Raw genomic sequence first — 15,224 nt, 5'->3', positions numbered from 1 at the left:
TGCCGGGACGGCGAAGGGCCCGCCGGGGACCGAGGGTTCGGTCCCCGGCGGGCCCTCGGCGGGCGCCGCCGCGGCGGGTCCTACTTCTCGGCGACGAGCATCTTCTCGACCGGGCGCCGCCACTGGTAGTACGACTGGATCTTGTGGTATTCGCCCTTGGGCGTGACCGTGACGCCGTAGACGAAGTTGCGGCCCTCGGTGCTGTACGGGGCCTCCTTCACCAGCCGCACGATCTGCGGGGCGACGGTGACCGGCAGCGCCAGCGGCTCGGGCGTCATCACCGAGTAGGTGATCCGCGAGATCTCCGGGGAGTCCCAGCTCAGCGTGGCGTACATGACGAACGCCTTCTCGTTGAACGCCAGCAGCTCGTCGCTGGGCGCGGGCAGGCCGAGCTCGCCGAGCAGCGAACGGACGCCGTCGGGCTCGAAGGTCGTCCGCGGCACCCGGCCGGAGGCGCCGCCACCGAAGTAGAGGTTGACCGTGCGGCTGCCGTAGTCGATGCCGACCGTGCTGACGATGTCGGCCAGCCCGTAGCGCTCGAAGGTGTCGAGGTGGGCCGCGATGCTCTCGGGTGCCGACGGCAGCGCCATCACCTCGCGGACCGTCAGCAGCCGCTCGACGGTGGGGAAGGACCAGGCCTTGGTGAAGCCGGCACGGACCCCGAAGTCGACGCCGCAGCTGTCGATCGGGAGTTCGCCGTGCACCTCGGCCAGCAGCCGGCCGACGGGGTGGTCGGTGGGCTCGGTCAGGCCGTTCGCCAGTGCGACGGCGTAGGGGTCGAGGCCCCGGGGGAGCATGGTGAACCGGCAGTCGAGGTCATCGGCGCCGCGCGGGCTGTTCTGCACCCGGAAGGAGATCACCGACTCCTCCAGCACGTCCTGGTAGGCGGTGAGGACCGGCCAGACCGTGTCGCGCTCGAAGGGCACCTCCACCACGCGGGCGGTTCCCTCGATGGCCGTGTAGAAGTTCTCCAGGAAAGCGCTTTCCGACATTCTTCCTCCACCTGTCCAGTCGTGGCGTGCGTGTGTGGGGCGCAGCGCGTCGCGGGCCGTGCGGCGGTGCGGACGTGTGCGGTGCGGCGCGTGCGCGGTCCTCCCCCCGCGCACGCCGCGGCTCGGGCGGGTGGCGGACTACCGAGGGGGAACCAGTGCTCGTGTCGGCCGCGGACCTGGTCCGAGCTGTGCGGACCGGCGGCTGGGACACTCAACCCCCGCCCCCGAAACGGGTTTTGGGCAGGGTGGGCGTGCAGAAATAGTGACACGCGCCCGGCTCCGGGCCAAGCCCGCGCAAAAGTGACCTGGGTCACGCCCGCCCGCGGCCCGTCCGTCGGTCGGTCCGCGGGCCCGTCCGCCGGCCCGTATTCGGCCGCACCGCACGGTCCGGTCTGGCATGATGTCCACGGTGTAGGGGTGCTAGCTCAATGGGTAGAGCAGCGGACTTTTAATCCGTAGGTTCAGGGTTCGAGCCCCTGGCGCCCCACCGGTGCGAAGGCCCGGGCCGGACCACCTCCGGCCCGGGCCTTCGCCGTGCCCGGGGCCGTCCCGGGGGAGTGCGCGGCGGGGGAAGCGCTCAGCGGTGGGCGAAGAGGTGGCCGGGGGCCGGGAGGTGGCCGATCCGGCACGGGAACCGGCGGGTGAGCCCGACTCCGGCCGGGGGTGGACGCGGACCGCGCCGAACAGGGGCTGTTCCGGCTGGTGTTGGGGCTCGGCGCGGTCCTGGAGCCGGGGGGATCGCCACCGCTCGCGGGCGGAGCGGCACGGGGCCCGCCGCTCCACCGGGACCACCCCGACCGCCGGCCCCGCTGCGCCGGTCGGCCTCCCGGGTGACCCGCGACCGGTGGTCGTCGGCCGCCGCCGGCCCCGGCGGTGCCCGGATCGGCAGGGAGCAGTGCTGAGCGTCCCGGTGCGGGAATCACCCAGGGGCAATCGTCGCTTTGTATGATCCAAGAGGGTCTGTTGGGGGACGACGGACCCTCTGGGGGGCTGTGGGGGCGTTATTTCGGGGGAGTTCGTCGGTTATTGCGACCGTCGTATGTGCAACCCGAGAACCGCCTCGACCGTCTCTCTGTGTGCAACGCGTCCGGACGAAGGGGGGCGCGGCGTCCCGGCGGTGAAAGGTGCAGGCATGTCAGGTCAGTGGGGCGAGGGTGCGGCTCGCGGTGACGACGCGTCCGGCGCGGCCACGGCCGACGGGGCGAACTCCGCGGCGGTGCCCGCGCCGCGGCCGGGCGGCCGCGCCGAGGCCCGCCGCGCCGCCCAGGGCAAGGCCGGTGCCGCCCAGGGCGCGCCCCCGGCGGCGTCCGGCGGCCGGGCGGCGGCCAGGGCGGCGGCGCGCAAGCCGAAGTGGGGCGCCAAGAAGATCGTCGCCTGGTCCGCCGCCGGGGTGCTCGTCCTGCTGGCGGGCACCGGCGGGCTGATCTACTACAAGCTGAACGGCAACATCAAGTCCTTCGACGCGGACGCGATCGCCAAGGACCGCCCGCCGGAGGCGCAGGCCGACTCGGACGGCAACAAGCCGGTCAACGTCCTGATGATCGGCTCCGACAGCCGCGGCAAGAACAACTCCGACCTCGGCGGCGGCGAGGAGGGCGGCGCCCGCTCGGACACCACGATCCTGCTGCACGTCTACGCCGACCACAAGCACGCCGTCGGCATCTCCATACCGCGCAACGCGATGGTGGCCATCCCGTCCTGCAAACTGCCCAACGGCAAGTGGACCAAGGGCGAGAACAGCCAGCTGTTCAACGCGGCGTTCTCCACCGGCGGCTCCGACGACGGCAATCCCGCCTGCACCCAGAACGCCGTGGAGAAGCTCACCGGGATTCGCGTCGACCACACCATCGTGGTCGACTTCTCGGGTTTCTCGGCGATGACCAAGGCGGTCGACGGGGTGGACGTCTGCCTGCCGCAGGACATCCACGAGGGCGACATCAACCCGAACCTCCCCAAGAAGGGCAACGTGGTCCTGAAGAAGGGCCCGCAGAAGGTGGAGGGCCAGCAGGCGCTCGACTACGTGCGACTGCGCCACGGCATCGGCGACGGCTCCGACATCGGCCGGATGAAGCGCCAGCAGGCCTTCATCAGCTCGCTGGCCACCAAGATCAAGAAGCAGGGCCTCAACCCGACCAACCTGCTGCCGCTGGCCGACGCCGCCACCAAGTCGCTGACCGTCGACCCCGGCCTCGACAGCGCCGACAAGCTGATGTCCTTCGGCCTGTCGCTGCGCAACATCGACCTGCACGACCTCAAGTTCGTCACCCTGCCCTGGCGTTACCGCACCCAGGACAAGAACATCGACATCGTCCAGCCGGACGCCAACAAGCTCTTCGACACCCTCAAGGCCGACCGGACCATCGACGGCCAGAACGCCACCGGCGAGCAGCCCCCGGAGGCCGCCCCGCCGACCGCCCCGGCGGACCCGGCCACCCCGGCCGCCACCGCCGCCGTGACCGCCTCCACCTCCCCGCTCGCCACCGAAACCGCCAACAAGAACATCAGGGTGTCCGTCCTCACCGGCACCACCGCCACCGGCATGGCCGGCAAGGCGGCCGAGCAGCTCAAGGCGGCCAAGTTCACCGCGACCGCCGGGGGCCGGGCGGACAACACCAAGTACACGACCACCATGGTCCAGTACGGCTCCGGGCAGAAGGCGAACGCCGAGAAGGTCGCCGCGGTGTTCCCCGGAGCGATCGTCGAGCCGGGCACCTCGGCGGGCGTCACCGTGATCGTCGGCAAGGACTTCGCGGCGGCCAACGGCGCCACGGCCACCACGAGTGCCGCCGCGAGCTCCTCGGCGACCCCGTCCGCCCCCGGAACGCCCGCCCCGCTGCCCACCAGCGTGACCGGTGACGCCCGCTCGGCCGACGACGACATCTGCGCCAACACCACCTACGGCTCCGGCGGCTGAGCGGGCGGGCGCTCCGGGGCGCGGCGCCTGCGGGCCCGTGCCATGGTGGGCCTGTCGCACACGCCGGGGGGAGCCGCAGGCCCGAAAGGCGGAACCATGGCCGAGATCGCCCTGGAGCTCGACATCGCCGCACCGCCGGCCGTCGTGCTGGCCGCGCTGACCACCCACGACGGGCTGACCTCCTGGTGGACGACCGACGTGGAGCGGGAGGGCGACGTGCTGCTGTTCGACCTCCCCGGCGATCCCGAGCCCTACCGGCTGCGGCGTGAGCGCACCGGCCCGGACCGGGTGGTGTGGACGAACGCCGGGGCCTTCCCGCCGCACTGGGCCGGCACCTGGATCAGCTGGGACCTCGCCGACCGGCCCGACGAACGCGGCGAGCCCGGCCACCGCACCCGGCTGCTGCTGCGGCACGGCGGCTGGCAGCCCGGCAGCGAGGAGGGCGTGCCGCTGGTGGCCGGCACCTGGGCGCAGCTGCTCGTCCGGCTCAAGGACTACGCGCAGAGCGGCGAGCCGCGGCCGCTGTTCACCGAGGGCGGCCACCACCACGCGCCGTGACCGCCCGCACGCCCGCCGGTGAGCGTGCGCCCGGCGGCGACCCGCCGGGACGCCGTCCGGTGGCGGGATCGCGGAGGCCCGGCGATCGTGGGCGGTGTACGGCCGTCGGCCGCGCGGCCCACCGCCCGCGCCGCCCAGGCGGCCCCGCGGCGGACGACCATCGCTTGGAGGCCAAGGAATGCCCGTAGTCACCGCACCGTACAAGCCCGGCACCCCCTGCTGGGTGGACCTGACGACGAGCGACCAGCAGGCCGCGCTCGACTTCTACCGCGACCTCTTCGGCTGGCAGGGCGAGGTCGGCCCGCCCGAGTTCGGCGGCTACGCCGTGTGCTCGCTGAACGGCAAGCCGGTCGCCGGGATCATGTCCCGCTCCGAGGCCGGGGAGTCCGGGCAGCCGCTGCCGCCGGTCGGCTGGACCACCTACCTCGCCACGGACGACGTCGACGCCTCCGCGCTGGCCGTCGTCGGTGCCGGCGGTGCGATCGTCCACCCGGTGGCGGAGGTCGGCGGCACCGGCCGGATGCTGGTCGCCGCGGACCCGACCGGCGCGGTCTTCGGCGTCTGGCAGAAACTGGAGTTCATCGGCGCGGGCATCGTCAACGAGCCCGGCGCGCTGGTCTGGAACGAGCTGAACACCACCGACACCGCCGCGGCCGGCCGCTTCTACCAGCAGGCGTTCGGGCTGCGCCCGGGGACCATCCAGGGCATGGAGGGCTTCTACTCGCTCAACGTCGGCGACCACACCGTGGGCGGCATGCAGCCGGTTGCCGAGTACCTGGCGCCGGGCACGCCCTCGCACTGGATGGCCTACTTCTCGGTGGACGACACCGACTCCACGGTGGACGCCCTGGTCAAGGCCGGCGGCTCGGTGATCCAGCCGCCGTTCGACATGCAGGCCGGGCGGATGGCCGTGGTGCGGGACCCGCAGGGCGCGGTCTTCTCGGTCACCTCTACCCCGGACTCGCCCTGAGCGGCCGGTTCCGGCCGTCCTCCGGTCCGTGCCGGACGAACCGCCGCCCGTTCCCGCGACGCGCCGCCGGGAATGGGCGGCACGGCGCGCGCGGACGGGTAAGACTGCACCCATGCTGGGGCTACCGGACGACATCCGCGCTTTCCTCTTCGACCTCGACGGGGTGCTCACCCAGACCGCCACGGTGCACGCCGCGGCCTGGAAGGACACCTTCGACGCCTTCCTGCGGGCCGAAGCGGCCCGCACCGGCGGGCCGTTCACCCCGTTCGACGCCGTCACCGACTACGACGCCCACGTGGACGGGCGGCCGAGACTCGACGGCACCCGCTCCTTCCTGCGCAGCCGGGGCATCGACCTGCCCGAGGGCACCGACGACGACCCGCCGGGCGCCCGCACCGTGCACGGTGTGAGCCGGGCCAAGAACGACACCGTGCTGCGGATGATCCGCGAGCAGGGCGTCGCCCCGTACGACGGCTCGGTCGCCTACGTGCGCCGGCTGCGCGCGCTCGGCCTGCCCACCGCCGTCGTCTCGTCCAGCGCCAACTGCCGGGACGTGCTGCGGGCGGCGGGCATCGAGGGCTTCTTCGACGTGATCGTGGACGGCGTCGTCGCCAAGCGCGAGGGCCTGCCGGGCAAGCCCGCGCCGGACACCTACCTGGCCGCCGCCCGGGCACTGGGCGTCGAGCCCGCGCACGCCGCCGTGTTCGAGGACGCGCTCGCCGGGGTCGCCTCCGGCCGGGCGGGCGGCTTCGGCGCGGTGGTCGGCGTCGACCGCACCGGCCAGGCCGCCGAACTGCGCCGCGACGGCGCCACCGTGGTCGTCCGCGACCTCGCCGAGCTGATCCCCGACCACCCGCAGCAGCCCGAGAAGCCGGAGGCGTCGTCGTGATGAGCGGCCAGGAGCAGCCCTTCGCCGTCGACCCCTGGCAGGTCGTCGAACACGGCCTCGACCTCACCTCGTTGGCCCGCGCCGAATCCGTCTTCGCGCTCTCCAACGGCCACATCGGCCTGCGCGCCAACCTCGACGAGGGGGAGCCGCACGGTCTTCCCGGTACCTACCTCAACGGCGTCTTCGAGCTGCGCCCGCTGCCCTACGGCGAGGGCGGCTACGGCTACCCGGAGTCCAGCCAGAGCGTCATCAACGTCACCAACGGCAAGATCATCCGGCTGTTGGTCGACGACGAGCCCTTCGACCTGCGCTACGGCGAACTGCTCAGCCACCGCCGCTGGTTGGACTTCCGCGAGGGCCTGCTGCGGCGCTCCGCCGAGTGGACCTCCCCGGCCGGGCGGACCATCAAGGTCGACTCCACCCGGCTGGTCTCGCTCACCCAACGGGCCATCGCCGCCGTCGAGTACACCGTCGAGGCGGTGGACGGCCCGGTGCGGATCGTGCTGCAGAGCGAGCTGGTCGCCAACGAGCAGCTGCCCGGCGGCCCCGAGGGCGACCCGCGGGCCGCCGCCGTACTGGAGGCCCCGCTGCTCGCCGAGGTGAACCACGCGGGCGGCACCAAGGCGGTGCTGGTCCACCGCACCCGGTACAGCGGCATCCGGGTCGCGGCCGGCATGGACCACGTGATCGAGGGCCCGGAGCGGCTGGACACCGTCGCCGAGGCGGAGGCCGACCACTGCCGGATCAGCGTCACCACCGTGCTGAACCCCGGCGAGCGGCTGCGGCTGGTGAAGTTCATGGCCTACGGCTGGTCGGCGACCCGCTCGCTGCCGGCCGTCCGGGACCAGGTCGAGGCCGCGCTGACCGCCGCCCGGTACACCGGCTGGGACGGCCTGGTCTCCGAACAGCGGGACTTCCTCAAGGAGTTCTGGGAGACCAGCGACGTCGAGATCGAGGGCGACGTCGAACTCCAGCAGGCCGTCCGGTTCGCCGTCTTCCACGTGCTCCAGGCCGGTGCCCGCAGCGAGGAACGTGCCATCCCCGCCAAGGGGTTGACCGGTCCCGGCTACGACGGCCACAGCTTCTGGGACACCGAGGCCTTCGTACTGCCGGTGCTCACCTACTGCCTGCCGGCCGCCGTCAACCAGGCGCTGCGCTGGCGGCACACGACGCTCCCGCTGGCCCGCGACCGGGCCGTCCAACTCGGCCTGGCCGGCGCGGTGTTCCCGTGGCGGACGATCCGCGGCGAGGAGTGCTCGGGCTACTGGCCGGCCGGCACCGCCGCCTTCCACATCGGCGCCGACATCGCGGCCGCCGCCGCCCGCTACGTCCGGGCCACCGGGGACACCGAGTTCGAGCGGGACTACGGGCTGGAACTGCTCGTCGAGACCGCCCGGATGTGGCGCTCGCTGGGCCACCACGACTCCGTCGGCCGGTTCCGCATCGAGGGCGTCACCGGCCCGGACGAGTACAGCGCCGTCGCGGACAACAACGTCTACACCAACCTCATGGCGCAGACGAACCTGCGCGCCGCCGCCGAGGCCGCCGCCCGGCACCCGGGCAAGGCCGCCGAACTCGGCGTCAACACCGAGGAGACCGCCGCCTGGCGGGACGCCGCGGCCGCGATGTTCATCCCGTACGACGAGAACCTCGGCGTCCACCCGCAGGCCGACGGCTTCACCGACCACCAGGTCTGGGACTTCGAGAACACCCCGCCGGAGAACTTCCCGCTCCTGCTGCACTACCCGTACTTCGACCTGTACCGCAAGCAGGTGGTGAAGCAGGCCGACCTGGTGCTCGCCATGCAGGTCCGCGGCGACGCCTTCACCGACGAGCAGAAGGCCCGCAACTTCGCCTACTACGAACGGCTGACCGTCCGCGACTCCTCGCTGTCCGCCTGCACCCAGGCGGTGATCGCCGCCGAGGTCGGGCAGCTCGACCTCGCGTACGACTACACCGCCGAGGCCGCCCTGATGGACCTGCACGACCTCGGCGGCAACACCCGCGACGGCCTGCACATGGCCTCGCTCGCCGGGGCCTGCATCGCCCTGGTGGCCGGCTTCGGCGGGCTGCGCGACCACGGCGAGGTGCTCTGGTTCCGTCCCCGGCTGCCCATCGGGCTGATGCGGCTCAGCTTCTCGCTGCTGGTCCGCGGGCAGCTGCTGGGGGTGGAGATCGACCACGACCGGACCACGTACACGCTGCGCCGGGGCGAGGTGATCCACCTGCGGCACGACGGCGAGACGGTCCAGGTGAAGGCGGGCCGCCCGGTCTCGGTGCCCACCACCACCCCGCCCGCCCAGGAGCGCTGCAGCCAGCCCCCCGGCCGCGAACCGGCCCGCCGCCAGGCCCAGGCCGGCCTCTCCACCGGCCGGATCACCTCCGGCCCCGACCACCTCGCCGCCGAGTAGCACCGCCACCGGCCCCCCGCGAGCCCCGGCCCCCCTCACCCGTCCGGCCCACCCCGGGTGCGGGGGGCCCGGTGCCGACGGACGGTGCTGGTGTCGCGCGTCCCCGGCGTCAGGAGATCCCCGTGGTGAGTGTCGCCGAGCAGATGGTCGAGGTGCTCCGGCAGGCCGGGGTCGAACGCGTCTACGGCGTGGTCGGCGACAGCCTCAACCCCGTCGTGGACGCGATCCGCCGGGCGGAGGGCATCAGCTGGGTGCACGTCCGCAACGAGGAGGCCGGCGCCTTCGCGGCCGCCGCCGAGGCCGAGCTGACCGGCCGCCTCGCGGTCTGCGCCGGCTCCTGCGGCCCCGGCAACACCCACCTCGTCCAGGGCCTCTACGACGCCCAGCGCAGCGGCGTCCCGGTGCTCGCCCTCGCCTCGCACATCCCCTCCGGCCAGATCGGCACCGGCTTCTTCCAGGAGACCCACCCCGAGCGGGTGTTCACCGACTGCAGCAGCTGGTGCGAGATGCTCTCCACCCCCGGCCAGCTGCCCCGCCTGCTGCGGGTCGCGATCCAGCACGCGCTGGGCGCCCGCGGCGTCTCCGTGCTGGCCTTTCCCGGCGACGTCGCCGCGCTCTCCGCCGCCCGTCAGACCGGGACCAGTCACTACCTCACCGAGCAGGCCGTCGCCGCCCCGCCCTGGTCCCAGGTGCAGGAGCTCGCGGGCGCGCTCAACAGGGCGCGCCGGGTCGCCCTGTTCTGCGGTGCCGGCGTGCGCTCGGCGCACGCCGAGGTGCTGGAGGTCGCGGCCGCCCTGCACGCGCCGGTCGGGCACTCCCTGCGCGGCAAGGAGTGGATCCAGTACGACAACCCGTACGACGTCGGGATGAGCGGACTGCTCGGCTACGGCGCCTGCCACGAGGCGCTGCACTCCGCCGACCTCGTCGTGCTGCTCGGCACCGACTTCCCGTACGACTCCTTCCTGCCCCAGGCGCGCACCGTCCAGGTCGACCACGACGCCACCCGGCTCGGCCGCCGCACCGCCCTCGACCTCGCGGTGCACGGCGACGTCTCCGCCACCCTGCGCGCCGTGCTGCCGCTGCTGGAGCAGAAGAGCGACCGCTCGTTCCTGGACGACATGCTGCGCCGCCACTGCCGCGCCCTGGAGGGCGTGATCGGCGCGTACACCAAGGACATCGAGAAGCACCTGCCGATCCACCCCGAGTACGTGGCCTCGGTGCTGGACGAGGTGGCCGCCGACGACGCGGTGTTCACCGTCGACACCGGCATGAACAACGTCTGGGCCGCCCGGTACCTGCAGCCCAACGGGCGCCGCCGGGTGATCGGCTCCTTCCTGCACGGCTCGATGGCCAACGCGCTGCCGCACGCGATCGGCGCCCAGTTCGCCTTCCCCGGGCGCCAGGTGGTGGCGATGGCGGGCGACGGCGGCCTGTCGATGCTGCTGGGCGAGCTGCTCTCGGTGGCCAGGCACCGGCTGCCGGTGAAGACGGTGGTCTTCAACAACGGCGCGCTCGGCATGATCAAGCTGGAGATGCTGGTCTCCGGCTACCCGGAGTCGGAGATCGACAACGGCGACGTCGACTACGCCGGGATCGCCCGGGCGATGGGCATCCCGGCCAAGCGGGTCACCGAGCCGGCCCGGGTGCGGGAGGTGCTGGCGGAGGCGCTGGAACGGCCCGGCCCGGCGCTGGTGGACGTGGTCACCGACGCCAACGCGCTGTCCATCCCGCCGCACATCACGGCCGCCCAGGTGAAGGGCTTCGCGCTGGCCGCCGGGCGGACGGTGCTCTCCGGCGGCGTCGGTCGGATGATCGACCTGGCCCGGTCCAACCTCAGGAACATTCCCCGCCCGTAGCGGGCTCACACGCCGCTTTGCCCGAGAGGCAAGAAAATTGCCCAGGCGGCACGTGAGGTGTCCACTGGACACATGACCACCAGCCCAGCCGGTCCCCAGCCCGAGGCTTCCGCCGCTCCCGTCGCCCCCGTCGAGGAGCACGAGCTGCAGGAGGTGGCCGGCCTCGCCGCGCGGCTGCGCGACCACCGGCTCGGCAGCCGCCTCACCCTGGAGGTCGCCGCCGCCCGGATCGGTCTGTCCCCAGCCTACTTGTCCCGACTGGAGACCGGACGCCGGCAGCCCTCGCTGCCGGTCCTGCTCGGCCTCGCCCGCGCCTACGGCACCTCCGTGTCCGGTCTGCTCGGCGAGACCTACACCGAGCCGGACCCGGTGGTGCGCGGCGGCGCGATCGAACCCGGTCGCGCCGGCGGCTGGGGCTACCGCCGGACCGGCGCCCCCGGCCGGGCCATGCAGGCGCTGCGCGTGCACGTCCCCCCGGGCGTGCAGGACGCCGTGGTCCGCGTCCACCCCGGCGAGGAATGGCTGTACGTCCTCCAGGGCCGGCTGAAGCTGACCCTCGGCGAACGCGTCCACCTGCTCGACGAGGGCGACTCCGCCCACTTCGATTCGCTCACCCCGCACTGCATCGCCGCCGACTCCTCGTCCGGAGTCGAACTGCTCTTCATGCACACCCTGCTGCAGAGCCCCGGCGGCGAACTCTGCCTCGGCGGCGGCCCCGCCGCCCCGCACCACTGACCCGACGTCAGGAAACCCGGAGGATGATCCCGATGGCCGAGACCGCCGCAACCCCCGCCCTGCCCGCCCCGGACACCAGGGACGAGAACGCGCCGAAGACCATGGACGCGGGCAAGTGGGCCAACCGCCGCGTCTACCACCGCCTGGTGATCTACACCGCCGGCATCCACATCTTCGCCGGCTTCATCATGCTCCTGTTCGAACTGGGCAGCCGCAACAAGTAGCCCCTCCCGCCCCAGGCCGCCGAGGCCCACCCCCGGCGGCCTCCGGCCTGCCGCGACGCGGCTTCCTCAGGCTGTGCGCAGCACCTCGCAGAGGGCGTCGAGGGCGGCGGGGAAGGCGTGGTCGGGCGGGGTGGCGTAGCCGACGACCAGGGCCGGCGGGGCGTCCGCGGCGGCGTGCTCGGTGAGGTACCAGCCGAGGCCGGTGAGGACCAGACCGGCGGCGCGGGCGCGGCTCACCAGCTCCGCTTCCGGGCGGGAGCCGGGCGGCAGTTCCAGGACGGCGTGCAGCCCGGCGGCGATGCCGGTGACCCGGACGTGCGGGGCCCGTTCGGCGAGCGCCGCGACCAGGAGGTCCCGGCGGCGACGGTAGTGCAGCCGGCAGCGCCGCACGTGCCGGTCGTAGCGGCCCGAGGTGATCAGTTCGGCGAAGGTGAGCTGGTCGATCACCGGGCTCATGGTGTCCGCCAGGTCCTTGAGCCGACCGACCGGCTCGACCAGTTCGTCGGGCAGTGCCAGCCAGGCCAGCCGCAGGCCGGGCGCGAGGCTCTTGGCGGCGGTGCCGCCGTACACCACGCGGTCCGGGTCGAGCGCCTGCATCGCGCCGAGCGGCTGCCGGTCGTAGCGGAACTCGCCGTCGTAGTCGTCCTCGATCACGTACCCGTCGTGCTCGCGGGCCCAGCGGACGGCGGCCGAGCGGCGCTCGGCGGCCAGGGCGGCGCCGGTCGGGAACTGGTGCGCGGGGGTGAGCAGCACCGCCCCGACCCGTTCCCCCGTCAGCCCGGCCAGCAGGTCCGTCCGCGCCCCGGCGCGGTCCAGCGGCAGCGGCGCGAGCCCGAGCCCGGCCGCCCGCAGGACGGCCCGCTGCGGCGGCAGCCCGTACGTCTCGACGGCCACCCGCCCGGCCCCTCGCTCGCGCAGGGCGGTGGCCAGCAGGCCGAGGCCCTGGCCGAAGCCGGCGCAGATCAGCAGCCGGTCCGGATCGGTGCGCACGCCCCGCACCCGGGCCAGGTAGTCGGCGAGCGCCCGCCGCAGCTCGATCCGCCCCAGCGGGGAGCCGTAGTCGAAGGCCTCGTGCGGGGCGACGGCCAGCGTCCGGCGGGCACTGGCCAGCCAGGCGGTCCGGGGGAACAGCGAGAGGTCCGGCCGCCCGGCGAGCAGGTCGTGCCGCCCCGTGGGGCGGCGGCCCGCCGACACCTCGACGGCCCGGCCGGCGGGCCGGGGCGCGGTGCGTTCGGCGACCGTCGTCCCGGAGCCCTGCCGGGAGCTGAGCCAGCCTTCGGCGGTCAGCTGGCCGTACGCCTCGACGACGGTGTTCCGGGCGATCCCGAGGTCCTCGCCGAGGGCCCGGGAGGACGGCAGCCGGGTGCCGGGCGCGAGCCGCCCGTCCTGGACGGCCTCGCGCAGCGCGTCCTCCAGGGCCGCGCGCAGTCCGGCCCCGGCGGTGCGCCGTTCGCCGAGGTCGAGGTGCAGATCGCCGCCGAACGCGGTCCAGGGGGCGGCGGCGCGGGTGGTTCGGGGGCGGCTCATGGCGGGATTATCGCCGCAACCCCCGCCGCCCCCGGATGTCCGATACATTGCGCCCGACGCACGACCGCGGTGGGGGTGGCGAACATGGCGTACCAGTACGGGAGTTCGGCGGTTCCGCAGCGAAGACGGCGGCCCGGCCGCGGGGGCTGCCTGGGGACCTTCCTGCTGCCGGTCCTCTTTGCCGTGCTGGGTTACCCGCTCGCCCTGCCGGTCCTGATCCCGGCCCTCATGCGGGCGCAGACCCCGCCGCTGCACACCACCCCCGGGCAGGTGGCGATCCTGGTGGGCATCGCCTACGCGGTCGCCCTGCTGGTGGACCGGCAGGCGTCCCGGGGCCGTCGGGCCGTCGCCCGGTGGGTGGTGCCGGCCCGGGCGGCCGTGCTGGCCGCCGCCTGCTCGCTGGTCGCCCACCTGGTCGGCGAGTACCTCGTCCCGAAGGTCTTCGGCGTCGGCCAGGATCCGGCGGCGGCGAACGGCTATGCCCTGCAGTGCCTCGTGGTGGGCGTGTTCGCGTGGGCGTGGCGGCTGGGCGTCCGCGCCTGGTCCGGCGGCCCGGTGGAGCGCCCCCGGCCCCGCCGGACGGCGCCGGGCACGGACGGCGCCCCGTCGCGCACCGCCACCGTCACCCGCCCGGCGGCGGGGGAGGTGTGGGTGGCGATGGTGCCCTTCCGCGACCGCGCGGAGGCGGCGCGGCACTACTGCGTGGTCGTGGGCGTCCGGGCCGGGTACGCGGAGGTCCTGCAGATCACGAGCAAGGACAAGGACCACCGCCCCGACTACATCCGGATGGAGCACGAGGGCTGGGACTGGACCGGCAAGCCGTCCTGGGTGGAGATCGGGATGGTGCCGCGCCGGGTGCCGTACGAGAGCTTCCTCTCCGACCGCCCGCAGGGTCCGTGCCCGCCGCGGATCTGGCGGGAGATCCAGCGTCGCCAGGCCGCGCTCGGTGCCGCCCGTCCGCCCCACCCGCCCGGCCGGCCCCGTCCGCGCCCCTCCGGCGGTCCGTCCCCGTCGGCCCGCGGCCCCCGCCGGCCCTGAGACCACCCGTCCCCCGGCTCGGTGCGCGCGCGTCCGCGTCACGCCGAACGGCTAACGTCCGTCAGTGAACCGACGGATCCCGACGCGAGGGTGTGGCAGATGAACGGGGAAGACCTTCTGGCCGAGCGGTTCGAGCAGCACCGGCCCCATCTCCGGGCGGTCGCCTACCGGATGCTCGGCTCGCTCAGCGAGGCCGAGGACGCCGTCCAGGAGACGTGGTTCAAGCTGAGCCGCACGGATGTCGGCGGGGTCGCCAACCTGGGCGGCTGGCTGACCACCGTGACCGGCCGGGTCTGCCTGGACCTGCTGCGCTCCCGCGTCGCCCGGCGCGAGGACCCGCTGCAGGAGCAGGACGGCCGGGAGGTCCGGCTGCCCGATCCGATCATCGGCGGAGCGCGGGCCGTCGACCCGGAGCAGGAGATCCTCACCGCCGACTCGGTCGGCCTCGCGCTGATGATCGTGCTGGAGACGCTGGCCCCGGCGGAGCGGCTGGCGTTCGTGCTGCACGACCTGTTCTCGGTGCCGTTCGACGAGATCGCCCCGATCCTCGGCCGCACCTCCGCCTCCACCCGCCAGCTCGCCAGCCGGGCCCGCCGCCGGGTCCAGGGCGCCGCGCCCGTGCCGGACGCCGATCTGGCGCTGCGCCGCGCGGTGGTGGAGGCGTTCCTGGCCGCCGCCCGGGGCGGGGACTTCGACGCGCTGCTCACCGTTCTCGACCCGGACGTGGTGGCCCGCTCCGACGGCGGCGCGCTGCGGCCGGCCACCTTCCGGCTCGGCGCGAACGAGGTGGCGGCCGGGGCGAGCCTGTTCGGCGCGCAGTTCGCCGGGGAGTCCCGCCCGGTGCTGGTCAACGGCGAGCCGGCGGTGGCCGCGTTCGCCGACGGCCGCCCGGTCTCGCTCGCCGCGTTCACGGTGCGCGGCGGCAGGATCGTCGAGCTGAACATCTTCACCGACCCGGAGCGCCTGGGGCGCCTCGGCCTGGCGGCGGCCTGACGCCCCGGGCCCTCACTCCGGGTGGCGGGGCCCCCCGCGGGGCCGCCCCCCGGGGGGCCGCCCCCACACCACCCGCCCGCCCCCGGGGCTTATAAAAAAATACCAGCCCCCCCGACA

At 74.1% G+C, this 15,224-nt stretch carries 12 protein-coding genes and 1 tRNA gene; 11 read left to right on the top strand and 2 right to left on the bottom strand.

What is annotated here, in order from left to right:
* Positions 1–80 precede the first annotated feature (80 nt).
* Positions 81–992 carry an aromatic prenyltransferase gene (locus ACFU9E_RS23960; RefSeq protein ID WP_380690077.1) on the bottom strand — a complete coding sequence of 304 codons (912 nt, stop codon included), beginning with the start codon at positions 990–992 and terminating at the stop codon, positions 81–83.
* A 414-nt stretch (positions 993–1,406) separates the two neighbouring features.
* Here ACFU9E_RS23960 and ACFU9E_RS23955 point away from each other — a divergent pair.
* From ACFU9E_RS23955 to ACFU9E_RS23915, 9 genes are all read left to right on the top strand, one after another.
* A tRNA-Lys gene (locus tag ACFU9E_RS23955) sits at positions 1,407–1,479 on the top strand.
* Positions 1,480–2,124: 645 nt separating this feature from the next.
* Positions 2,125–3,906, top strand: a complete 1,782-nt coding sequence (locus ACFU9E_RS23950; RefSeq protein ID WP_380715334.1) for an LCP family protein — start codon at positions 2,125–2,127, stop codon at positions 3,904–3,906.
* 96 nt (positions 3,907–4,002) lie between these two features.
* Complete coding sequence (locus tag ACFU9E_RS23945) at positions 4,003–4,464, top strand: SRPBCC domain-containing protein (RefSeq protein WP_380684064.1); 462 nt, start codon at positions 4,003–4,005, stop codon at positions 4,462–4,464.
* A 178-nt stretch (positions 4,465–4,642) separates the two neighbouring features.
* Complete coding sequence (locus tag ACFU9E_RS23940; RefSeq protein ID WP_380684063.1) at positions 4,643–5,434, top strand: VOC family protein; 792 nt, start codon at positions 4,643–4,645, stop codon at positions 5,432–5,434.
* A gap of 112 nt (positions 5,435–5,546) precedes the next feature.
* On the top strand, positions 5,547–6,323 hold the full coding sequence (locus ACFU9E_RS23935) for an HAD family hydrolase (RefSeq protein ID WP_380684062.1): 777 nt from the start codon (positions 5,547–5,549) through the stop codon (positions 6,321–6,323).
* Positions 6,323–8,734: a glycoside hydrolase family 65 protein gene (locus tag ACFU9E_RS23930; protein WP_380684061.1), complete on the top strand. Its 2,412-nt coding sequence runs from the start codon at positions 6,323–6,325 to the stop codon at positions 8,732–8,734. The genes ACFU9E_RS23935 and ACFU9E_RS23930 overlap by 1 nt, the downstream gene beginning before the upstream one ends.
* Positions 8,735–8,877: 143 nt before the next feature.
* The gene (locus ACFU9E_RS23925; protein WP_380684065.1) at positions 8,878–10,590 is read left to right on the top strand and encodes a pyruvate dehydrogenase; all 1,713 of its coding nucleotides are present in this window, start codon (positions 8,878–8,880) and stop codon (positions 10,588–10,590) included.
* A 72-nt stretch (positions 10,591–10,662) separates the two neighbouring features.
* A complete protein-coding gene (locus ACFU9E_RS23920; protein ID WP_380684060.1) occupies positions 10,663–11,325 on the top strand; it encodes a helix-turn-helix domain-containing protein in 663 nt (220 codons plus the stop codon).
* A gap of 32 nt (positions 11,326–11,357) precedes the next feature.
* Positions 11,358–11,549 (top strand): DUF6126 family protein, encoded by a 192-nt coding sequence (locus ACFU9E_RS23915; RefSeq protein WP_380684059.1) that lies wholly within the window; start codon positions 11,358–11,360, stop codon positions 11,547–11,549.
* A gap of 66 nt (positions 11,550–11,615) precedes the next feature.
* Here ACFU9E_RS23915 and ACFU9E_RS23910 read toward each other — a convergent pair whose 3' ends face one another.
* On the bottom strand, positions 11,616–13,076 hold the full coding sequence (locus tag ACFU9E_RS23910) for a PLP-dependent aminotransferase family protein (RefSeq protein WP_380684058.1): 1,461 nt from the start codon (positions 13,074–13,076) through the stop codon (positions 11,616–11,618).
* Positions 13,077–13,160: 84 nt separating this feature from the next.
* Between ACFU9E_RS23910 and ACFU9E_RS23905 the strand changes: the two genes are divergently transcribed.
* Positions 13,161–14,114, top strand: a complete 954-nt coding sequence (locus tag ACFU9E_RS23905; RefSeq protein ID WP_380684057.1) for a hypothetical protein — start codon at positions 13,161–13,163, stop codon at positions 14,112–14,114.
* A gap of 99 nt (positions 14,115–14,213) precedes the next feature.
* On the top strand, positions 14,214–15,107 hold the full coding sequence (locus ACFU9E_RS23900; protein WP_380684056.1) for a sigma-70 family RNA polymerase sigma factor: 894 nt from the start codon (positions 14,214–14,216) through the stop codon (positions 15,105–15,107).
* Positions 15,108–15,224 lie beyond the last annotated feature (117 nt).

Origin of the sequence: Kitasatospora sp. NPDC057595 (genome assembly GCF_042800875.1) — a bacterium.
Lineage (GTDB): Bacteria > Actinomycetota > Actinomycetes > Streptomycetales > Streptomycetaceae > Kitasatospora.
The sequence above is the reverse complement of the archived record's forward strand: the minus strand, read 5'-3'. Positions and strand labels throughout refer to the sequence as shown.

What these genes read in the sequence shown, in the direction of transcription:
- ACFU9E_RS23960 (WP_380690077.1), bottom strand. Translation starts at nt 992, where the DNA reads ATGTCGGAAAGCGCTTTCCTGGAGAACTTCTACACGGCCATCGAGGGA.
- ACFU9E_RS23950 (WP_380715334.1), top strand. Translation starts at nt 2,125, where the DNA reads ATGTCAGGTCAGTGGGGCGAGGGTGCGGCTCGCGGTGACGACGCGTCC.
- ACFU9E_RS23945 (WP_380684064.1), top strand. Translation starts at nt 4,003, where the DNA reads ATGGCCGAGATCGCCCTGGAGCTCGACATCGCCGCACCGCCGGCCGTC.
- ACFU9E_RS23940 (WP_380684063.1), top strand. Translation starts at nt 4,643, where the DNA reads ATGCCCGTAGTCACCGCACCGTACAAGCCCGGCACCCCCTGCTGGGTG.
- ACFU9E_RS23935 (WP_380684062.1), top strand. Translation starts at nt 5,547, where the DNA reads ATGCTGGGGCTACCGGACGACATCCGCGCTTTCCTCTTCGACCTCGAC.
- ACFU9E_RS23930 (WP_380684061.1), top strand. Translation starts at nt 6,323, where the DNA reads ATGAGCGGCCAGGAGCAGCCCTTCGCCGTCGACCCCTGGCAGGTCGTC.
- ACFU9E_RS23925 (WP_380684065.1), top strand. Translation starts at nt 8,878, where the DNA reads ATGGTCGAGGTGCTCCGGCAGGCCGGGGTCGAACGCGTCTACGGCGTG.
- ACFU9E_RS23920 (WP_380684060.1), top strand. Translation starts at nt 10,663, where the DNA reads ATGACCACCAGCCCAGCCGGTCCCCAGCCCGAGGCTTCCGCCGCTCCC.
- ACFU9E_RS23915 (WP_380684059.1), top strand. Translation starts at nt 11,358, where the DNA reads ATGGCCGAGACCGCCGCAACCCCCGCCCTGCCCGCCCCGGACACCAGG.
- ACFU9E_RS23910 (WP_380684058.1), bottom strand. Translation starts at nt 13,076, where the DNA reads ATGAGCCGCCCCCGAACCACCCGCGCCGCCGCCCCCTGGACCGCGTTC.
- ACFU9E_RS23905 (WP_380684057.1), top strand. Translation starts at nt 13,161, where the DNA reads ATGGCGTACCAGTACGGGAGTTCGGCGGTTCCGCAGCGAAGACGGCGG.
- ACFU9E_RS23900 (WP_380684056.1), top strand. Translation starts at nt 14,214, where the DNA reads ATGAACGGGGAAGACCTTCTGGCCGAGCGGTTCGAGCAGCACCGGCCC.